Source organism: Agromyces archimandritae (assembly GCF_018024495.1).
GTDB classification, from domain to species: domain Bacteria; phylum Actinomycetota; class Actinomycetes; order Actinomycetales; family Microbacteriaceae; genus Agromyces; species Agromyces archimandritae.
On record NZ_CP071696.1, the window covers coordinates 1,214,055 to 1,230,763 of the forward strand.

Here is a 16,709-nt window from a genome sequence, read left to right on the forward strand (position 1 = left end):
CGGCCTCATCCGCCTTGACAATTTCCGTTCGGCGACTGGCTCGTTTGGGTGCCGGCGGCCTTCTCGACGTAGACGACGGAGCCGGTGAAATGCGCACCAAGCGCGCTGTTCTCGCCGGCGCGCACGATGTCCTTCCACAACTGCTTGCACTCGTCCTCGCCCCAGGCATACGCGCGCTGGTAGATCGGCACCTCGAACTGGCTCGTGACCTTGAGCAGGTCAAGCAGATTCGTATCGACGGCCTTCACTGCCACGTCCTTGTCTTCCGCGCACGAATCTCGCGACAGCGAGTTCGGTGATGGTGGTCCGCGGGTGAGAGCCCGATGCGACCCAACGTATCGATGCCCTAGCGCGAGCCTCCCACGGGAATCCCCTACTTCGGGGTCTTGCGGCTGGGCTGACCCCATTGTGTAGGTCCGGTCGTTGTGAGAGTCGTCCTGTTGCCCGCGGTTGCGGGCAGAGAGACTGGTCTTATCATGACGAACAGCAGGAAGCGGCACACCCCGGAGCAGGTCGTCCGCAAGCTCGGGCAGGCCGACCGGATACTCGCTGACGGCGCAGATGTCGCCGCGGTGTGTCGGGAGCTCGGCGTGTCCGAGCAGACCTACTACCGGTGGCGGAACCAGTACGGCGGCCTGAAGGCCGACGACGCGAAACGGCTCAAGGAACTCGAGAAGCAGAACGCCACGTTGAAGCGGTTGCTTGCCGAAGCCGAGCTGGAGAAGGCCGCGCTCAAGGAGCTGGCTGAGGGAAACTTCTAGGCCCGGGCAGGCGCCGCGCCGCCGTCGCTCACCTGATCAGGAAGCTGCAGGTGAGCGAGCGGATGGCGTGCCGTCTGGCCGGGCTGAGCCGCTCCGCGTACCGTCGCCCACTCAGGGGCGACACGACCGCGGACCCGGACCGGGCGCTGCGGGACTGGCTCCGCCAGTACGCGAAGGTCCACCCCAGGTGGGGGTACCGGCGGGCGTACCACGACGCCCGCGCCGAGGGCTGGACGGTCAACCACAAGAAGATCCAACGACTCTGGGCCGAAGAAGGGCTGCGGGTCCCGCAGCGGCGCCGCCGGAAACGGGTCGGGTCATCGACCGCGGACGCGCCGGCCGCGTCTGCACCGAACGTGGTGTGGGCGGTCGACTTCCAGTTCGACGCCGACGAGCAGGGCCGGACGATCAAGATCTGCTCGATCGTCGACGAACACACTCGGGAATGCATCGGCGGCCTCGTGGAACGCTCGATCACCGCCGACCGGCTTACCGCCCACCTCGAGGACCTCGTCGCCGTCCGCGGCGCTCCCGCGGTGCTCAGATCGGACAACGGGCCCGAGTTCATCAGCGAGGCGATGGCCGACTGGGCCGGCACCCGCACCGGCCTGTCGTACATCCCGCCCGGGTCGCCCTGGCGCAACGGCTACGTCGAGTCGTTCAACAGCCGGATCCGCGACGAGTGCCTGAACATCAACAGCTTCTACTCGCTGCTGCACGCCCAGGTCATCATCGGCGACTGGAAGACCGAGTACAACCACGACCGCCGGCACTCATCGCTCGGGTACCTCGCACCCGTCGACTACGCTCGGCAATGCACCCATCAAATCGAACCCGACAACCCACACACCGTCCGGACCTAACGACGGGGGCGGCCCACGGCCCCATGGGTACGCGTCGATAGCCTGCTCAGATTCCTGCCCATCCGACCCGAAGCCGGCGCGCCATGACTGATCTGTCCCGTTGGATCGAGACCCGACTCGAAGCCGACCCCACCCTCGATGACGAGGAGCGGCTCGTTATCCTCGCCGCCCTTGCGGGCGACGCCGAGCTGGCCGACCTCGTCGGGTTCCAGGCGGCCCGCGGTGAGCACAAACCCGCAACCGGCGACGCCGCCGACGGCAACGAGGCTGCGTCCGTCATCGACGTACCTGAGCCCGCAGGCGCCTTCCTGCAGCAGCTCAAGGTTGCAGGCTTCCGGGGCATCGGCCCGGAGGCGAAGCTCGACTTCCGCCCAGGCCCTGGCCTGACCGTCGTAACCGGGCGCAACGGCTCGGGAAAGTCGAGCTTCGCCGAAGCCCTGGAGGTCGCGCTTACCGGCACCACGCACCGGTGGAGCGACAAGGGCAGCAAGATCTGGTCGAGCGGCTGGCGCAACCTGCACGCCGCGGACACGTCGACTGTCGAGCTCACCCTTGCCGAAGCCGGCGTCGGCAGGACCACGCTCTCCCTCGACTGGGCCGGCGCTACGAGCGCCGACGGCCACACCACCCACCTCCAGCGGTCCGGGCAGAAGCGCCAGGTCGGCGTCGCCGCCCTCGGTTGGGACGGTCCGCTCGAGATGTACCGCCCCATGCTCAGCTACGACGAACTCGGCGAGATCCTCACGGCCGAGCCGAGCAAGCTCTACGACGCCCTCGCCAAAATGCTCGGCCTCGAGCAGCTCGCCGCCGGCCTCAAGCGGCTGACCGCGAGAGTGAAGACGCTCGGGGAACCGGCGGGCGAGGCATCCAAGCGGCGCAGCGCCCTGCGCGCACGACTCGAGCCGATCGACGATAATCGAGCCCGCGATGCGGCGGCACTCCTGAAGAAGACTGCTCCAGATCTCAGCGCGCTCGGCGCGCTCGCGACCGGGCGCGCCAGCGCCGAACAAGGCGCTGCGAACCGGCTTCGCACGGCGCTTCGGCTCGAATTCCCTACCATCGAGCAGGTGCAGGATGCCCACATCGCGCTCGCGGACGCCCTGCAGAATGTGGCCGACGCCAGCGACGCCGCGACCTCAGGTTTGGAGCTGCAGGCGCAGCTGCTCGAGACTGCACTCCGTGTGCACGAGCATGAGGGCGACGGCGACTGTCCGGTCTGCGGCACGGGCCACCTCGACGACATGTGGGCGGCCACGACCCGCGAGCGCGTCGCAGACGCAGGGCGGCGCCTGGGTGAGCTCCGTCGCGCGAACGCGGCGCTCGCCGCCGCCCGCACGGCCGCGCACCAACTCATCGTGCCGACACCGAGCATCCTGAAGGACCTGGTTGAGGATGCTCGCTTCGCCGATCACGCACGCACGGCCGTGAGCGCGTGGGCAGCCTGGGAGACCCTCCCCGAGACCGATGCCGACCTGGTAGCGCACCTCGCGAACATCCATGCCCCGGCACTCGACGCGCTCGACACGATGCAGCGCGACGTGCGCTCGACGGTGGAAGCCGCCGACGACGCGTGGACGACCGTTGCGGCCGAACTCGGCGCCTACGTGACGGTCGCAACGGCGGCAGCGGCGCAGAAGGCGGAACTCGACTCGGCCAAGCGGGCCGAGAAGTGGCTTAAGGATGCCGACGGGCGCCTCAAGAACGAGCGGCTCGACCCGATCGCGACGCAGGCCGCCGAGATCTGGGACCTGCTTCGTCAGGAGAGCAACGTCGAAATCGACGGGCTGCGCCTCGAGGGCTCGAACACGACCCGGCGCGCGGTCATCCGGACGAAGGTCGACGACGAGGAAGCGAACGGCGTTACCGTGCTCAGCCAGGGCGAACTGCACGCGCTCGCCCTCGCGCTGTTCCTGCCGCGCGCGACCATGGCCGAGAGTCCGTTCCGATTCGTCGTGCTCGACGACCCCGTTCAGGCGATGGACCCCGCCAAGGTCGACGGGCTGGTGCAGGTGCTCGGTCGCATCGCGGTCGACCGCCAGGTCATCGTGTTCTCGCATGACAACCGATTCGCGGATGCGGTGCGACGCGCGAGCATCAACGCGCAGGTGCTCGAGATCACTCGCGAGAGCCGATCGCGGGTCAGCACGAGCGTGACCTTCGATCCCCCCAGCCGCTATCTGCGCGATGCCGGCGCCATCATCAAAGACCGGCAGCTGCCCGAGCATGTGCTGCGCCGCGTGCTGCCCGGGATGCTGCGCTTCGCCGTCGAAGCGCAGGCTCGCGACCGGTACTTCGGTAAGCAGCTCGCGGCAGGTGCCACGCACGGCGACCTCGAACGCACCTGGGAGCGGGCGAAGGTGACGCGCGACCGCGTCTCGCTCGCCGTCTACGGCGACATCCGCAGCCTCGACAGCTGGCTCAAGGCGCCTCATCGACGCCGAGGGCTGGGTGTGTGCTCGTCGGGCAATCACTCGCCGCTCCGCGGTGACGTGACGCTCGCACACGCCGACGTCGTGCAGATGGTCGGCGACCTCCGGGCCGGCGTGAAGTGAGCCCCGAGATCAAACTCGCCGAGGCACTGCTCTCGCGCACCGAGGCGCTGCGCTCGCATTCCCTGCGAATGGCGTGCTGGATCGCTCGCAACGCGCTCGAGAAGGTCGTCGACGAACTGCTTGAGATGAAGGATGCAGCTGCTCCTGGCGCGAACATGCGCACGCGCCTCGTGGCACTGGAAGTGCTGTACCGCGTCGACGACGCGGCGATCGCGCTGCGAGCCGAATACGCGTGGTCGCGGCTCTCGAATGCCTGCCACTTCCATGCCTTCGAACTCACCCCTTCCCTCGCCGAAGTGCGGTCGCTCGTCGAACTCGTGGCAGACCTCGAAGCCACCGCCGAGAAGGGTCGGACCGGTGCCGCTCCCGCTGCGTGACTATCTCGAACTCACCGTCGACGACGCTCGCAAGCAGTGGCTGCGCGTGGCCACCCGATCACAACCTGCCCCCGGCGCGCGGCAGGAGGACTACCGGCCGGTCGAATCGTTGATGTGCTTCTTCCTCGGGCTCGACTCGCCGCTCTCGGAGAACGGGCACCTCAATCTCCGAACGAGCGACCCTCGAGTGCAGCTCTTCGCGCAGCAGTTCAAGCGCTCCGAGAAAAGCCTGTCGAGCAAGCTCAACAACCTGGTCGGCCGAGACGGGCGCTCGAAGGGCGCGAAGCACGAGCGGGAGGTCGGGATCGAGCTCACGAACAGCCCGTCACTCCTCCAGGCGCTCTACGCCGTGCTCATCGAGGGCGCCCGCCAAGCCGGCCTCGGTCGCGACCAGGTGCCGGACTTCCTCGGTCTCGAGACTCGCGAGTTCCAGGCCGTGAACGACTCGGTACGCGCACGGGCCGCGGAGTACAACGATGAAGTCGATGACCGCCTCCGTCTGCTCGACGCAACCGAAACCGTCGACAGAGTCACCGAGAAGATGGTGCGCGGCACGGTGCGTGTTGGCCAACAGGTCTTCGCACGCCAGGTCTTGGCGGCATCCTCCTTCGCTTGTGCCTTCTGCGGGCTCAGCGCGCTCAAGCACGGCATGCCCTCGTCTAGGCTCCTCGTTGCCTCGCACATCAAGGCCTGGAGTGTGAGTTCGAGCGCCGACCGACTCAACCCCAGCAACGGCATCGCCGCCTGCCCCACGCACGACGCCGCCTTCGAGAGCCACCTCATCGGCATCGACCACAGCGGCAGGATCCTCAGATCGAAAGCAGTGATCGACGCAGTGGCTGTCGACGCCTCGTGGGAACGCTCGTTCGGCGACGCAACGCTGGCCCCGCAGCTTCTCGTGACGAGCGCCTCGAAGCTCCCCGACCCGATCTTCGTCGACTACTACGCGGCAGAAGCCGCGCAGTTACAGGTCGAGTACCTGTCGTGGCCGCTACCCGCGCCCCTGGCAGATCGGCTGGCCGCACAGTAGCACCCGCCTCACCGCACCGAGTCGCGCTCCGCGTCGTCGAGCCCGCGGCGGTCGCCGGCACGGTTGCGCGAAACATAGGCGCCGGCCACTGCGGAGAGGTCGCCGACCGCGTCGGGCCGGGCCGAGTAGGAGAGGGCGGCGTCTGCGGGAGATGCCGAGGCCTTCGGCGGGGATGCCCGTGACCTCCGCCTCCGGGGCGTTGACGGCCCTTCGGGCATTCGCTGGCGCCCTGAGGCGAATCCGCCGGATATCCGAAGAGCCGGCTGGTGCTCCCCTACCCTCTGCCCCCACCCCGCGGCCCCCGGTGCCCCGCATGGTTCCGGGCGTCCGCCCCAGGCTCGCTCGGCTGCACCCGCGGCCCGTGGGTGAACGTCAGGTACGGTGCCGAGTGCAGCGTCGACACCGGGCGGTCGGCGCCGAGGACGGACGCGGCGGCTGCCGTGGGCCAGTGGGCGTTCAGGAGTTCGAAGTAGCTGATGGTCGATTCGCTGATCTGTCGGCCTTGGAAGGCGTACTCGATGGTGCGGACGTTGACGAGTTCGGACGGGTCGCCCTGCCAGACGGGGAAGGTCGCCGGGTCGGCGACCCAGCCGGCGACGACTTCGTAGGCCTGGCGCAGGGTGCGACCGCTCGGTGAGACGTAGTCGTAGAGGTCGACGCCGTTGACGAGGGCGATCTCGGCGGCGATGGTCTGCGGTTGCAGGGCGAAGTGGGTGTACCAGATGCCGTGACCGCCGGTGCCGTCGTTGCGGCCGGTCTCTTCGGGCAGGGTGCCGTTCTCGTCGACCTGGTGCTCGATGAAGTGCTTCCACCGGTTCACTGCGGTGTGGAAGAGGGTCTCGTCTTCGAGGTAGGCGGCGGCCGACATGACGAGGACCATGCCCCAGTTGCCCCAGTTGTTCTCGCGGTCCATGGTGTTCGCCGGCAGGGCCTTGTCGCGCAGGAAGGTTTCGAAGGCGGCACGGTCGGCTGCCGTGAATCCTCGGTAGCCGTCGATGAGGTCCGCGGCGAAGATCAGCGCCGGGAAGTGGTACGAGAATGCGAGGCCCGAGTCGCCGGTCGTGCGCACCTCCTGCACCTTCGACCATGCGCGGATCATCTTGGCCGCGGCTTCCGCGTACCGTTCATCCCCGTTCACGGTGTAGACGAGGGCGGCTGCATAGGCCTGGTTCGCGTCGTCGAGGAGGGCATGCTTGACGGCACGGTTCGCATCCGCACCCGCGTAGAACGGCGGAACCTCCCAGATCGCCGGCGCCTTCGGGTCGCGGGCGAGCGCGAGATCCGCCTCGCCGAGCACGTCGAGCCATGCCGGGTCTTCGGGATTGCACGCGACGCGCGCCCGCAATTCGCCGTGCTGCCGTCGCCGAGGAACACGCCGCCCCAGGCGACCGGTTTGGGTTCGACCTCCGCACCGTCGTCGTGCACGACCTGCAGGTTCCGGAACGACGCGAACGCCCCGCCGGCCGTCAGGCCGAGCTTGCCGCGCGTGTAGCCGGCATCGGTGACCGAGATCGCCGGCGTCGCCGCCCCATCGACGAACACCTCGAGCGTCGTGCCCTCTGCACGCAGCGTGAGCTGCACCGGCGCCAGCCGGGGATCCACACCCGTCGACGCGGTGGCGATCGTGGCGACCGCGGTCGGGTCGGTGGCGTGCGGCTTCACGAGCGCGAGCTGGCCGTTGCCTCGGAGGAAGGCCGTGTAGCCGCTCGCGCGGAAGTCCTCCTGGCCTTCCGTCATGCGCGTCGAGATCCCGACCCAACTCGTGGGGGTGGATGCTTCGGTGATCTGCGCGGTGACGGTCGCCTCGAAATCGCCGAACTCCCACGAGGTGAGGTGCATCGACTTCGGGCCGCTTACCGTCGTGTCGGTGACGCTTGCGACACCGTCGGCGGCGCTCCACTGCCCGCTCGTGCTCGTCCAGTCACCGAGCCCGTTCGAGAAGTCTTCGGTGAACGTGCCCGCGTCCGGTGCCGCGAACGCCGGTGGTGAGGCGAGCACGGATACGGCGAGCACGGCCGACAGGCCGAGGGCGAATGCGCGTTTCTTCATCGGAACGACTCCACTTCTTCGATGGTGCGGCTTCTTCGATGGTGCGGTTTCCAGCGGCTACTCCCCACCAACCCCAGCAACCCCCGCGACCCCGCCCGCAGCACGCCGGCGGCGGTCAGGTGCTGGGCGCCGCCGTCGATGACGAAGTCGTTGCCGGTGAGGGTGGCGGGGGCGTCGCGCAGCAGGCCAGCGATCACCTGCCGGCGCCGCGCCGCGACCCCATCTCGTTCGCCGGCAGCCGCCTCGCCTGGCAGCGGGCCATCGACCTCGCCGGTGTCGGCATCGACGATTTGTCGCTCGTGGAACTGCACGACTGCTTCACGATCGCCGAACTCATCATGTACGAGGTGATGGGCCTGGCCGAACCCGGCCGCGGCGCCGAAGCGATCGCCGACGGCACCGTGCACCGCGACGGCCGCTGCCCGTCAACGTCTCGGGCGGGCTGAAGGCGAAGGGCCACCCGGTCGGCGCCACCGGCGTCTCGCAGCACGTGCTCGCCGCCATGCAGCTCACCGGCACCGCCGGCGACATGCAACTCCCGCGCGCGGACCGCGCAGCCGTGCACAACATGGGCGGCCTCGCCATCGCGAACTACATGAGCGCGCTCGAAACCATGTGACCCGATTCCCGGCTGTTCATTTTCCTGAACGATTGCTAGAATCGTCCAGAAGATTGGACACAGATGACCGGCCTCACCCTTCGCGACGCCATCGCCGAGATGCCGTTCAGCAAGAGCGAACTCGCGCAGCGGGCGGATGTCTCGCGCACGACCGTGCTGGCCGCCGAGGGGGACGAGTCGCGGATGCGCGTGAGCACGATCCGCGAGCTCGCGCTCGCGCTCGGCTACGACGTGCGGATCGACCTCGATCGGGCGAGCGATCCCCTGGCGGCCGCGGGCGCGCGCGCGATGCTCGGCGACCTCGAGCCCGGCTCCGACTTCGGGCACGAGGACGAGCTCGACGGCTGGATCGACCGCCTGCGCCGATACTCGGGCGGCGAGCCCATCGGCATCCTCCGTGAGGCAGCACGCCTCTCGGCCGCGGAACACCGCACCGGGTCCGCGATGTTCGCGGGGCCGGTGGATGTCGACCGGCTGGTCTCGGCCGGCCGCGCCTCCGAGGCCCGGTGGGCGCTTTCCGGAGCCGCCGCATTGGATGCCATGGGTGCTGACGGCGGCACCGTGACCGTGCTCTGGGCGGAGGATGCCAAACGCCTCACGGAACTCCTCGCGGCCGATCTCCGACGGTTCCGGGTCCGATCCGCTGCCGGGCTGATCGTCGCACCGGCCGACCCGACCGTCTTCGTCGGCGCATCCACCCTCGAAGATGTGAACCTGGTCAGCCCGGTGCAGGCGATCATCGACTCCATCGCGAACGGCGGCGCCGATCAGCGCATCGCCGAGTCGCTCGCAGAAAGCTGGTGAACCATGCGGGAGTGGGGTCCGCCGCCCGGCGGCGGGTACGTTCGCCGACCCGGGTCTCGGGATGCCGATGCGCGGCCCGAGCCGAGCGCCGACGCCCGTGAACGGCTCGCGCACACCGGCATCGACTGGGATCCATCCCGCATCGACCTCGACCTCATCGGCGGAACCGGCGACATCGAGCGGGCCCGCGCCCGGTTCCGGGCGAACCTGCCCGAGATCATCTGGGACGCCGCGAAGCTCGAGGGCAACACGTTCACCCTGCCCGAAGTGCGAACCCTCCTCGACGGTGTCACCGTCGCCGGCAAACGGCTCGAGGATCAGCAGCAGGTGCTCGCGCTGAACGACGCCTACAACGAACTCGACCGACTCGTCGGCGCCGGCGAGTTCTCGCTCAGCAAGGCGGTCTCGGATGACCTTCATCGCCGGGTTGCACGCCACGAGGCCATCGAGGCCGGCAACTTCCGCGGCGAGGGGAGCACCACGGGCGGCGGATCGGTCCGGCTCTCGTCAGGCGGCGTGGTCGACGGCCGCGCTCACGGCGACGGCGGAACCCGACTCATCGCCGCGTTCGACGAACTCGCCGAGTACCTCGCCGGTGTCGGCGACCCGCGCGAGCGTGCGCTGATCTACACCGCTGCCGCGACCCGCCACCAGTTCTATTTCGACGGCAACAAGCGAACGGCGAAGCTCATGGGTTCCGGCATCCTGATGTCCGCCGGGTTCGATGCGATCTCCGTGCCGTTCACGCGCCTCTACGAGCAGAACGTCACCCTCGACCGGCTGTTCGATACCGACGACGCGACCGGATACATGCGGTTGCTCGCGGACCGCGCCCGCTGACACGGGTGTGGATAACTGCGACGTGCGTCGCAGGGAGTCGGGTACGGTCACTGCATGGCACTGACTCCCCAACCGGTCGCCCGCCTCGCCGCCGTGCTCTGCGCCGGCGCGCTCATCGGAACACTCACCGCATGCACGCCGGATGACCCGAAGCCGACGAAGACGCCGGCCGCGACGGCCGACGGGCCGATCTTCGCGAGCGATGAAGAGGCGTTCGAAGCGGCGAAGGCGGCATATGAGCGGTTCCACGAGGTCTACACACGCGTGGGCGAATCCGGAGGCAAGGATCTCGAGGGAATCGAAGACGTCGCAACCGGCGAGTTCCTCGAGTACATCGAGGAAGACTTCGCCGCGCTTCGCGACCAAGGGTGGCACACGACCGGGCATTCCGAGGTTGAATACCTGGACCTCATCCAGGACTTCGAGACCCCCGAGCGGGGTGCCATCGTGCAAATCACCCTGTGCGAAGACGTCAGCGGTCTGGACGTAGTCGACAGGACGGGTGCCTCCGTTGTCGAGAAGGATCGCGATCCGACGATTCCCGTCGAGCTCACGGTCGAAGGTCCAAACGCATCTGAGATGAAGGTGAGCTCGCGATGGGAACGCGGAGAATTCTGCTAGCCGCCTGCATGGCTCTTTCGATGTCTTTCGGGGCCATAGCCGCGTTTGGATCCGAGCAGGATCCTCCAGAGACACCTGCACCAACCGAGGAGCCGAAGAACTCGGGCGGCGCCGGCGGACTCCTCCACGGAGCCATCTCCGGGTCCGGCGTCAACCTGGACGCCTCAGAAACCACTCCCGGTTCCGACGGCGCCGACTCCGGCTCCTCCGACGACTACGCCGATCTCGTCGGCCTCCTGACCGAGCGCGACGAGCCCGAGATCTCCTACCCGTACACGCGCGCCGACGGATGCGTCGTGACCCTCACCTACCTCTCCTGCCCCGTCGGCACCGGCGCCGTGACCATCACCGACGTCGCACGGTTCCTCCCGGCAGCCCCGGCCGCAGTCTCGCAGCCGGACGGGTGGGGAATCGTGAAGAAGCCCGTGAACTTCATGATCGACGCCGAAACCCACATCGCTTCAGGCGCCCTCCTCGACCGGCCGGCGCAGGTGCGCTTCACCCCGGTCGCCTTCAGCATCGACACCGAGCAGGAAGGCACGATCGTCGCCGCCTCCGGCCTCGGCGACACCTGGGAGAACCTCCGGCAGGACGAGTTCACCGAGACCCCCACCAGCCACGTCTTCACCGAACGCGGCACACACGCCTTCACCCCGACCGTCGTCTACACCGCCGCCTACCGCTTCGCCGACGACCCCAACTGGTACGACATCCCCGGCAGCCTCACCCGCACCGGCCCCGCCCAAGACATCCTCATCGGCAAGATCGAAACCGTCCTCGTCCCCAACAAGCGCTGAGCCTCGAGGCATTGGTAACCTTACCAAGCCCTCTCCACTTTGGTAAGGTTACCGCCATGCGGAATGCGGTCAACAACCCGTTCAGTCCCGGCGCAGACGTCGTTCCGACCGTGTGGGCCGGCCGAACCGAACAGCTCAGCGACTGGCGCGATATCGTCAGACCCCGACGCCTGGCGGGTCTCCCCGAGCGCGGCCGAACGTTTCTCGGCGAGCCGGGGCTCGGCAAGTCTTCCCTCGTGCGGCGGATCGCCCAGGATGCAGAGCGGTCCGGTGATTGGGTGAGCCCGCAGCTGCGCATGCCCTCCGGCACGGACCCGCTGAAGCTCGTCGCCGATGCGCTGCTGAAACTCGCCGATCTGGCCGGCCTCCCCGCCTCCCGGGACGAGCGGATATCGGCAGCGATCGAACGCGTTCAAACCGTCGCCATCGCCGGGATCTCCCTCACCGTCCGGCGGCAGGAAGGCATGGAACCGTACGCGGCGCTCACGAAACTACTGATCGAGATCGGGCGCGCTGCGATCGATCATGGCAACTTGGTCCTGATCCACATCGATGAGATCCAGAACATCGGTGATCAGAATGCGTTGTCACAACTCCTGATCGCGCTCGGTGACGCGCTCGCTCACGAGGACCCCGTCACCGTACCCGGCGGGGCGCGGGTCTCCCGCTCGCTCCCGCTTGCCGTGTACCTGACCGGTCTTCCGGACTTCGAGGACATGGCAGGCGCGGGAAGGGGAGCCACCTTCGCTCGACGCTTCAAAACGACCACCCTCATCGCCATCGACGACGAGGACGTCGAAGCCTCCCTGCACGACTTCGTCCTCGACGGATGGGAAGTGCCGGACGACCGCGGCGGTACGACCCGGATCCGCATGGAATCGGATGCGGCCTCCGACATCGTCGCGGCCTGTTGCGGAGAACCGTTCCTCCTCCAATTGGCCGGCGAACGAGCATGGTATGCGGGCACCGGAGACACCATCACCGCCGACGATGTCGCGCGCGGATGGAGCGGAGCCGAGACGGAAGCCGCCTCGCACGTCGAACGCATCCTGCGCCGGCTCCCAGCACGCGAACGGGAGTTCCTGGAGACGATGGCCCGGCTCCCGCCCTCCGAACGCACACTCACGACGATCGCCGAAGAGCTCGGATACGCGAAGGTCACCGAAGCCGGATCCGCCTCCCAGCGATTGGACACCGTTCGCGGCATCATCAGCCGCGGCCGCCCCTACTCGTTCCGCCATCGGGCCGTCGAGGCATATCTGACGAGCGACTGGCCGAAGCTCGGACGATGAGCCCCGGCGGCTGCTCGCGGACTGCGCACACTGACGCGGGTGTGGATAACTGGGGCGTGCGTCGCAGGGGGTCGGGTACGGTCGCTGCATGGCACTGACTCCCCGACCGGTCGCCCGCCTCGCCGCCGTGCTCTGCGCCGGCGCGCTCATCGGAACACTGGCGGCCTGCACGCCCGACGAACCGAAGCCGACGAAGACACCGGCCGCGACGACCGACGGGCCGATCTTCGAAAGCGATGAAGAAGCATTCGAAGCGGCGAAGGCGGCGTATGAGCGGTTCCACGAGGTCTTGGCGGACGTGACTGCCTCCGGAGGGCAGGGCGAAGAGAACCTCGATGAAGTTGCGACCGGTGAGGAGCTTGAACTCGCGCGGAAGGACGCGGCAGAATACCGGGAGGTCGGAGCGCATACGTCCGGAAGGATCGAGCTCGACTACGACACGGACATCCAAGCCTTCCAGGAGCCAGACCGGGGCGCCGTGATCCAATTCACCGTGTGTGAGGACGTCAGCCGAGTCGACTTGCTGGATTCGGCCGGCACCTCTCTTGTGGAAAGTGATCGCGACCCGACAACGCCCTTCGAAGTCACTGTCGAAGGCACGACCCCCGACTCGCTGAAGGTGAGCAGACGATGGATGCACGGAAGCTTCTGTTAGCGGCGGCCACGGCTGCACTCTTCGGGTTATCTCCGGTAGGGGCGTCCGCCACGGAAACCGTCCCTCCGACGAGTCCTCCGGAAGACTCCTCACCGGCCCCCACGGAGACCGACTCTGGGGGCACGAGAACGAGCAACCTCGGACAGATCAAGGAGGGTCGCGTCGACCTCAGCATCACCGAAACCACTCCCGGTTCCGACGGCGCCGACTCCGGATCAGGCACCGACGACGACTACGCCGACCTCGTCGGCCTCCTGACCGAGCGCGACGAGCCCGAGATCTCCTACCCGTACACGCGCGCCGACGGATGCGTCGTGACCCTCACCTACGTCTCCTGCCCCGTCGGCACCGGCGCCGTCACCATCACGGACGTCGCACGCTTCCTCCCGGCAGCCCCGGCCGCAGTCTCGCAGCCGGACGGGTGGGGCATCGTGAAGAAACCCGTGAACTTCATGATCGACGCCGAAACCCACATCATCTCCAGCACCCTCCTCGACCGGCCGGCGCAGGTGCGCTTCACCCCCGTCGCCTTCAGCATCGACACCGAGCAAGAAGGCACGATCGTCGCCGCCTCCGGCCTCGGCGACACCTGGGAGAACCTCCGGCAGGACGAGTTCACCGAGACCCCCACCAGCCACGTCTTCACCGAACGCGGCACACACGCCTTCACCCCGACCGTCGTCTACGCCGCCGCCTACCGCTTCGCCGACGACCCGAACTGGTACGACATCCCCGGCAGCCTCACCCGCACCGGCCCCGCCCAAGACATCCTCATCGGCAAGATCGAAACCGTCCTCGTCCCCAACAAGCGCTGAGCGATGTCGGCGGCCCGCGGTAGCGTCGGCGGCATGCAGAGCATCGAAGGAACCACGTCCGGCGGCGTTCCGTTCGTCGCGCGTGCCGCGAGCCACGACGATGCACCCGTCGTCGCCGCATGGCACCTGATGGATCCGCCGAACTCCCCCGCGGCGATGGCGGCGGCGATCCCACTCGACGGCCTCGACGCGCATGTCGTGTATTTCGGCCTGCCGCTCACGGGCGGCCGTGCCGAGCACGACGACTTCGAGGCGTTCGTCGCTGCCGGCGGCGATATGGTCACCGAGTTCTTCGGGCCGATGCACGTGCAGGCGATCGAGGAGTTCCCCGCCGCCCTCGCCGAAGTGCGGGAACGGCTCGGCACACCATCGGGCGGCAAGCTCGGGCTCCTGGGTGGATCGGCCGGCGCCGGGGTCGCCGCCGGCGTGCTGGCCGTGCACGGGGCGGATGCCGCGGTGCTCATGAACCCCATGCTCCGCCTGCGGCCGATGATCGATGCGATGGCCGACTTCCTGCCCGAGCCGTACGCCTGGTCGCAGGCGGCGGATGCCATCGCCGACCGCATGGACTTCGTCGCCCGCTCCTTCGAAGTCGCCACCGGCGGCGCCGAACTCCTCATCATCGAGGGCGGCGCCGACGAGCCGCCGTTCCTCGATGCGGTCCGCGAACTCGAAGCCCTCGGCATCGGAACGATCCGCTATGTGGAAGGCGTCGAGCATCCACTCGCCGAATGGCCGGGCGACCAGCCCGCACCGCAGACCGACGCCGCCAAACGCTACGACGCCCTCGCCGCCGACTGGTTCCGCGCCGCCTTCGCGAACTGAACGGGCGCCGAGTCGTCAATCTAGAAGCAATCGAGTCGTCAATTTAGAAGCGATCCAGTCGTCGATTTGGAGCTAAACCGGCAGCCAATTTGGAAGATTGGGGCCCGATACCGCCGGCCGAGCGCGAGGCGCCCCGCCCGCCCGCGCATGCGCGCGGAGGGACGGGGCGCCAGGGCACCGGCTCAGCGGGTATCGCTCAGCGACCCGAGCCGCGCGAGTTCCACGGCTTGCCGCGGCCCTCGCCGTGCTTCACCGGCCAGTCGACGCGCGCACCGGTGTCGAGACGCAGTGCGTTGGCGATGGTGAAGAAGGTGTCGGTCTGGTCGGTGAGGCCGAGCACGTTCGACGCCCCCGGCCCGTAGGCGGCGATCCGGAGCTGCGCGCCGGTGTGCTGCTGCGAGCCGCCGGCGGCCGCGGTGCCGTAGCTGATGCGCAACGGCGAACCCTCCGGGGTGGTGAGCGTCGTGCCGAGGCCCGGGGTGGCGCCGTCGACGATCTGGCTCGTGTGGGCGTGATCGGCGGTCACGATGACGAGGGTGTCGCCGTCCTGCTTCGCGAACGCGAGCGCCGCCTGCACGGCCTCGTCGAGGTCGGCGGTCTCGCCGATCTGACCGCACGCGTCGGCGGCGTGGTCGCGCTTGTCGATCGACGCACCCTCGACTTGCAGGAAGAAGCCCTGCTTGGCGCGCTTCTCGTTCAGCAGCGAGATCGCCTTCTCGGTGAGGTCGGCGAGCCCGAGGCCCTCGCCGAGCGCATCCGGGTTCTCCTGGCAGACCTCACCGCTTGACGCGCCCGAGCCGCCCACCGTGGCCGTCGTCGGCAGGAACCGGGTCGGGAAGTTGCCGTCGGCGAACAGCCCGAGCACCGGCCGCTCCTGGTTCGCGCGCTTCACCGCGGCGAGGCTCGCGGCATCCCGAACCACCTGGTACCCGCGGTCCTCGGCCTGCTCGAAGAGCGTCAGCCCCTCCCACTCGCCCGCCTTCGCGGTCTGCGCGAACGTCGCCGCGCCGCCGCCGAGGGTCACGTCGGGGCGGGTGTCGAGCAGCTGCTCGGTGATGGATCCGGCCCCGCCCGCGATGAGCGCGTCGTCACCGCACGCCGCCGAATCCGGCCCGTAGCATCCACGCGAGGCGACGTGCGCGAGCTGCACAGCCGGCGTCGCATCCTGGATCTCCGCCGTCGACACGTTGCCCGTGCGCAGCCCCTTCGCCTTCGCGAGCTCGAGCAGCGACGCCTGCGCATCGCCGTGGATGTCGACGCCGATCGCGCCGTCGTAGCTCTTCGTCCCGGTCGCCCACGCGGTGCCGGTCGCCGCCGAATCGGGCACGTAGTCGGGCTTGCCGGCGAGGGCGTGCCCGTCGGGGTACAGCGAGTACGTCGTGTACTGGCCGGTGACGGGCAGGGCGTCGATGCCGGGCAGCTCGCCGCCGGCGCCGTGCAGGTAGTCGCGGGCGACGGTGATCTCGCTGTCGCCCATGCCGTCGCCGATGAGCAGGATGACGTTCTTCGCCTTCGTCTTCTTCAGCGAGTCCTGCAGCATCCGTTGCTCGTCTTTCGTGACGCTCGTGTTGCGGGCGGCGCCGCCCGTCTCGTCGGGTGCCGGCTGCCGCTTCGACGCGTTCGCCGCGCCCGCCGCGCCGATCGTCGAGGCGACGACGAGCGCCAGCGCGGCGCCCGCGATGCCGATCCGCCGCGCCGGGCGATTGTCGATGATGCGCATATCGGTTCCTCCCCGGGCGATCGCACGGCGCGATCCACCCGGCGGCGGGTGTCGGGTCCGCCGCAGTCCGCGTCCCCGCGGCCGCTCCG

General features: G+C 68.7%; 17 protein-coding genes and 1 pseudogene. 13 read left to right on the plus strand and 5 right to left on the minus strand.

Going from position 1 to position 16,709, the window contains the following annotated elements; all coding sequences use genetic code 11:
• Window positions 1-5: 5 nt before the first annotated feature.
• Window positions 6-248: a DUF262 domain-containing protein gene (locus tag G127AT_RS05535; RefSeq protein ID WP_210900870.1), complete on the minus strand. Its 243-nt coding sequence runs from the start codon at window positions 246-248 to the stop codon at window positions 6-8.
• 228 nt (window positions 249-476) lie between these two features.
• Between G127AT_RS05535 and G127AT_RS05540 the strand changes: the two genes are divergently transcribed.
• From G127AT_RS05540 to G127AT_RS05555, 4 genes are all read left to right on the plus strand, one after another.
• Window positions 477-1,624, plus strand: a protein-coding gene (locus G127AT_RS05540; protein ID WP_210900872.1) for an IS3 family transposase whose coding sequence is annotated in 2 segments (ribosomal slippage) — window positions 477-747 and window positions 747-1,624 — 1,149 coding nt in all. Because the reading frame shifts where the segments join, the coding sequence is not laid out codon by codon here.
• Between the two features lie 83 nt (window positions 1,625-1,707).
• Window positions 1,708-4,176, plus strand: a complete 2,469-nt coding sequence (locus G127AT_RS05545; RefSeq protein ID WP_210900874.1) for an AAA family ATPase — start codon at window positions 1,708-1,710, stop codon at window positions 4,174-4,176.
• Complete coding sequence (locus G127AT_RS05550; RefSeq protein WP_210900876.1) at window positions 4,173-4,553, plus strand: hypothetical protein; 381 nt, start codon at window positions 4,173-4,175, stop codon at window positions 4,551-4,553. Before G127AT_RS05545 ends, G127AT_RS05550 begins: the two co-directional genes overlap by 4 nt.
• The gene (locus tag G127AT_RS05555) at window positions 4,534-5,583 is read left to right on the plus strand and encodes an HNH endonuclease (protein ID WP_210900878.1); all 1,050 of its coding nucleotides are present in this window, start codon (window positions 4,534-4,536) and stop codon (window positions 5,581-5,583) included. The genes G127AT_RS05550 and G127AT_RS05555 overlap by 20 nt, the downstream gene beginning before the upstream one ends.
• Before the next feature lie 274 nt (window positions 5,584-5,857).
• On the opposite strand, the gene G127AT_RS05560 is transcribed toward G127AT_RS05555, so the two are convergent.
• The 3 genes from G127AT_RS05560 to G127AT_RS16370 are packed head-to-tail and all read right to left on the minus strand — an operon-like array spanning window position 5,858 to window position 7,943.
• Window positions 5,858-6,829, minus strand: a complete 972-nt coding sequence (locus G127AT_RS05560) for an alginate lyase family protein (protein ID WP_244857922.1) — start codon at window positions 6,827-6,829, stop codon at window positions 5,858-5,860.
• A complete protein-coding gene (locus G127AT_RS16035) occupies window positions 6,718-7,632 on the minus strand; it encodes a 3-keto-alpha-glucoside-1,2-lyase-like domain-containing protein (protein WP_244857761.1) in 915 nt (304 codons plus the stop codon). Before G127AT_RS16035 ends, G127AT_RS05560 begins: the two co-directional genes overlap by 112 nt.
• Window positions 7,629-7,943, minus strand: a complete 315-nt coding sequence (locus G127AT_RS16370; protein ID WP_210900883.1) for a hypothetical protein — start codon at window positions 7,941-7,943, stop codon at window positions 7,629-7,631. Before G127AT_RS16370 ends, G127AT_RS16035 begins: the two co-directional genes overlap by 4 nt.
• Between G127AT_RS16370 and G127AT_RS16290 the strand changes: the two are divergent.
• The 9 genes and pseudogenes from G127AT_RS16290 (at window position 7,854) to G127AT_RS05610 (ending at window position 14,900) form a co-directional block, all read left to right on the plus strand.
• Window positions 7,854-8,251, plus strand: a pseudogene (locus G127AT_RS16290) (thiolase C-terminal domain-containing protein). The gene G127AT_RS16370 and the pseudogene G127AT_RS16290 overlap by 90 nt on opposite strands.
• A 63-nt stretch (window positions 8,252-8,314) precedes the next feature.
• Entirely contained in the window at window positions 8,315-9,055 is a 741-nt protein-coding gene (locus G127AT_RS05575) for a helix-turn-helix domain-containing protein (protein ID WP_210900886.1), read from the plus strand.
• 3 nt (window positions 9,056-9,058) lie between these two features.
• Window positions 9,059-9,895, plus strand: a complete 837-nt coding sequence (locus tag G127AT_RS05580; RefSeq protein WP_210900888.1) for a Fic family protein — start codon at window positions 9,059-9,061, stop codon at window positions 9,893-9,895.
• Between the two features lie 93 nt (window positions 9,896-9,988).
• Window positions 9,989-10,516 (plus strand): hypothetical protein, encoded by a 528-nt coding sequence (locus G127AT_RS05585; RefSeq protein ID WP_210900890.1) that lies wholly within the window; start codon window positions 9,989-9,991, stop codon window positions 10,514-10,516.
• 20 nt (window positions 10,517-10,536) lie between these two features.
• Window positions 10,537-11,313, plus strand: a complete 777-nt coding sequence (locus G127AT_RS05590) for a hypothetical protein (RefSeq protein WP_210900892.1) — start codon at window positions 10,537-10,539, stop codon at window positions 11,311-11,313.
• Between the two features lie 56 nt (window positions 11,314-11,369).
• Window positions 11,370-12,605, plus strand: a complete 1,236-nt coding sequence (locus tag G127AT_RS05595) for an ATP-binding protein (protein WP_210900894.1) — start codon at window positions 11,370-11,372, stop codon at window positions 12,603-12,605.
• Window positions 12,606-12,693: 88 nt separating this feature from the next.
• Complete coding sequence (locus tag G127AT_RS05600) at window positions 12,694-13,260, plus strand: hypothetical protein (RefSeq protein ID WP_210900896.1); 567 nt, start codon at window positions 12,694-12,696, stop codon at window positions 13,258-13,260.
• Window positions 13,236-14,075 carry a hypothetical protein gene (locus G127AT_RS05605; protein WP_210900898.1) on the plus strand — a complete coding sequence of 280 codons (840 nt, stop codon included), beginning with the start codon at window positions 13,236-13,238 and terminating at the stop codon, window positions 14,073-14,075. The genes G127AT_RS05600 and G127AT_RS05605 overlap by 25 nt, the downstream gene beginning before the upstream one ends.
• A gap of 33 nt (window positions 14,076-14,108) precedes the next feature.
• Complete coding sequence (locus G127AT_RS05610) at window positions 14,109-14,900, plus strand: hypothetical protein (protein ID WP_210900900.1); 792 nt, start codon at window positions 14,109-14,111, stop codon at window positions 14,898-14,900.
• A gap of 196 nt (window positions 14,901-15,096) precedes the next feature.
• On the opposite strand, the gene phoA is transcribed toward G127AT_RS05610, so the two are convergent.
• Window positions 15,097-16,620, minus strand: coding sequence for an alkaline phosphatase (gene phoA, locus G127AT_RS05615; RefSeq protein ID WP_210900902.1), 1,524 nt, complete (start codon window positions 16,618-16,620; stop codon window positions 15,097-15,099).
• Between the last annotated feature and the right edge of the window lie 89 nt (window positions 16,621-16,709).

Excerpts from the sequence above, each read along its gene's own strand:
- G127AT_RS05545 (WP_210900874.1), top strand. The coding sequence starts at position 1,708 with ATGACTGATCTGTCCCGTTGGATCGAGACCCGACTCGAAGCCGACCCC.
- G127AT_RS16035 (WP_244857761.1), bottom strand. The coding sequence starts at position 7,632 with ATGAAGAAACGCGCATTCGCCCTCGGCCTGTCGGCCGTGCTCGCCGTA.
- G127AT_RS05575 (WP_210900886.1), top strand. The coding sequence starts at position 8,315 with ATGACCGGCCTCACCCTTCGCGACGCCATCGCCGAGATGCCGTTCAGC.
- G127AT_RS05580 (WP_210900888.1), top strand. The coding sequence starts at position 9,059 with ATGCGGGAGTGGGGTCCGCCGCCCGGCGGCGGGTACGTTCGCCGACCC.
- G127AT_RS05590 (WP_210900892.1), top strand. The coding sequence starts at position 10,537 with ATGTCTTTCGGGGCCATAGCCGCGTTTGGATCCGAGCAGGATCCTCCA.
- G127AT_RS05595 (WP_210900894.1), top strand. The coding sequence starts at position 11,370 with ATGCGGAATGCGGTCAACAACCCGTTCAGTCCCGGCGCAGACGTCGTT.
- G127AT_RS05600 (WP_210900896.1), top strand. The coding sequence starts at position 12,694 with ATGGCACTGACTCCCCGACCGGTCGCCCGCCTCGCCGCCGTGCTCTGC.
- G127AT_RS05605 (WP_210900898.1), top strand. The coding sequence starts at position 13,236 with ATGGATGCACGGAAGCTTCTGTTAGCGGCGGCCACGGCTGCACTCTTC.
- G127AT_RS05610 (WP_210900900.1), top strand. The coding sequence starts at position 14,109 with ATGCAGAGCATCGAAGGAACCACGTCCGGCGGCGTTCCGTTCGTCGCG.
- phoA (WP_210900902.1), bottom strand. The coding sequence starts at position 16,620 with ATGCGCATCATCGACAATCGCCCGGCGCGGCGGATCGGCATCGCGGGC.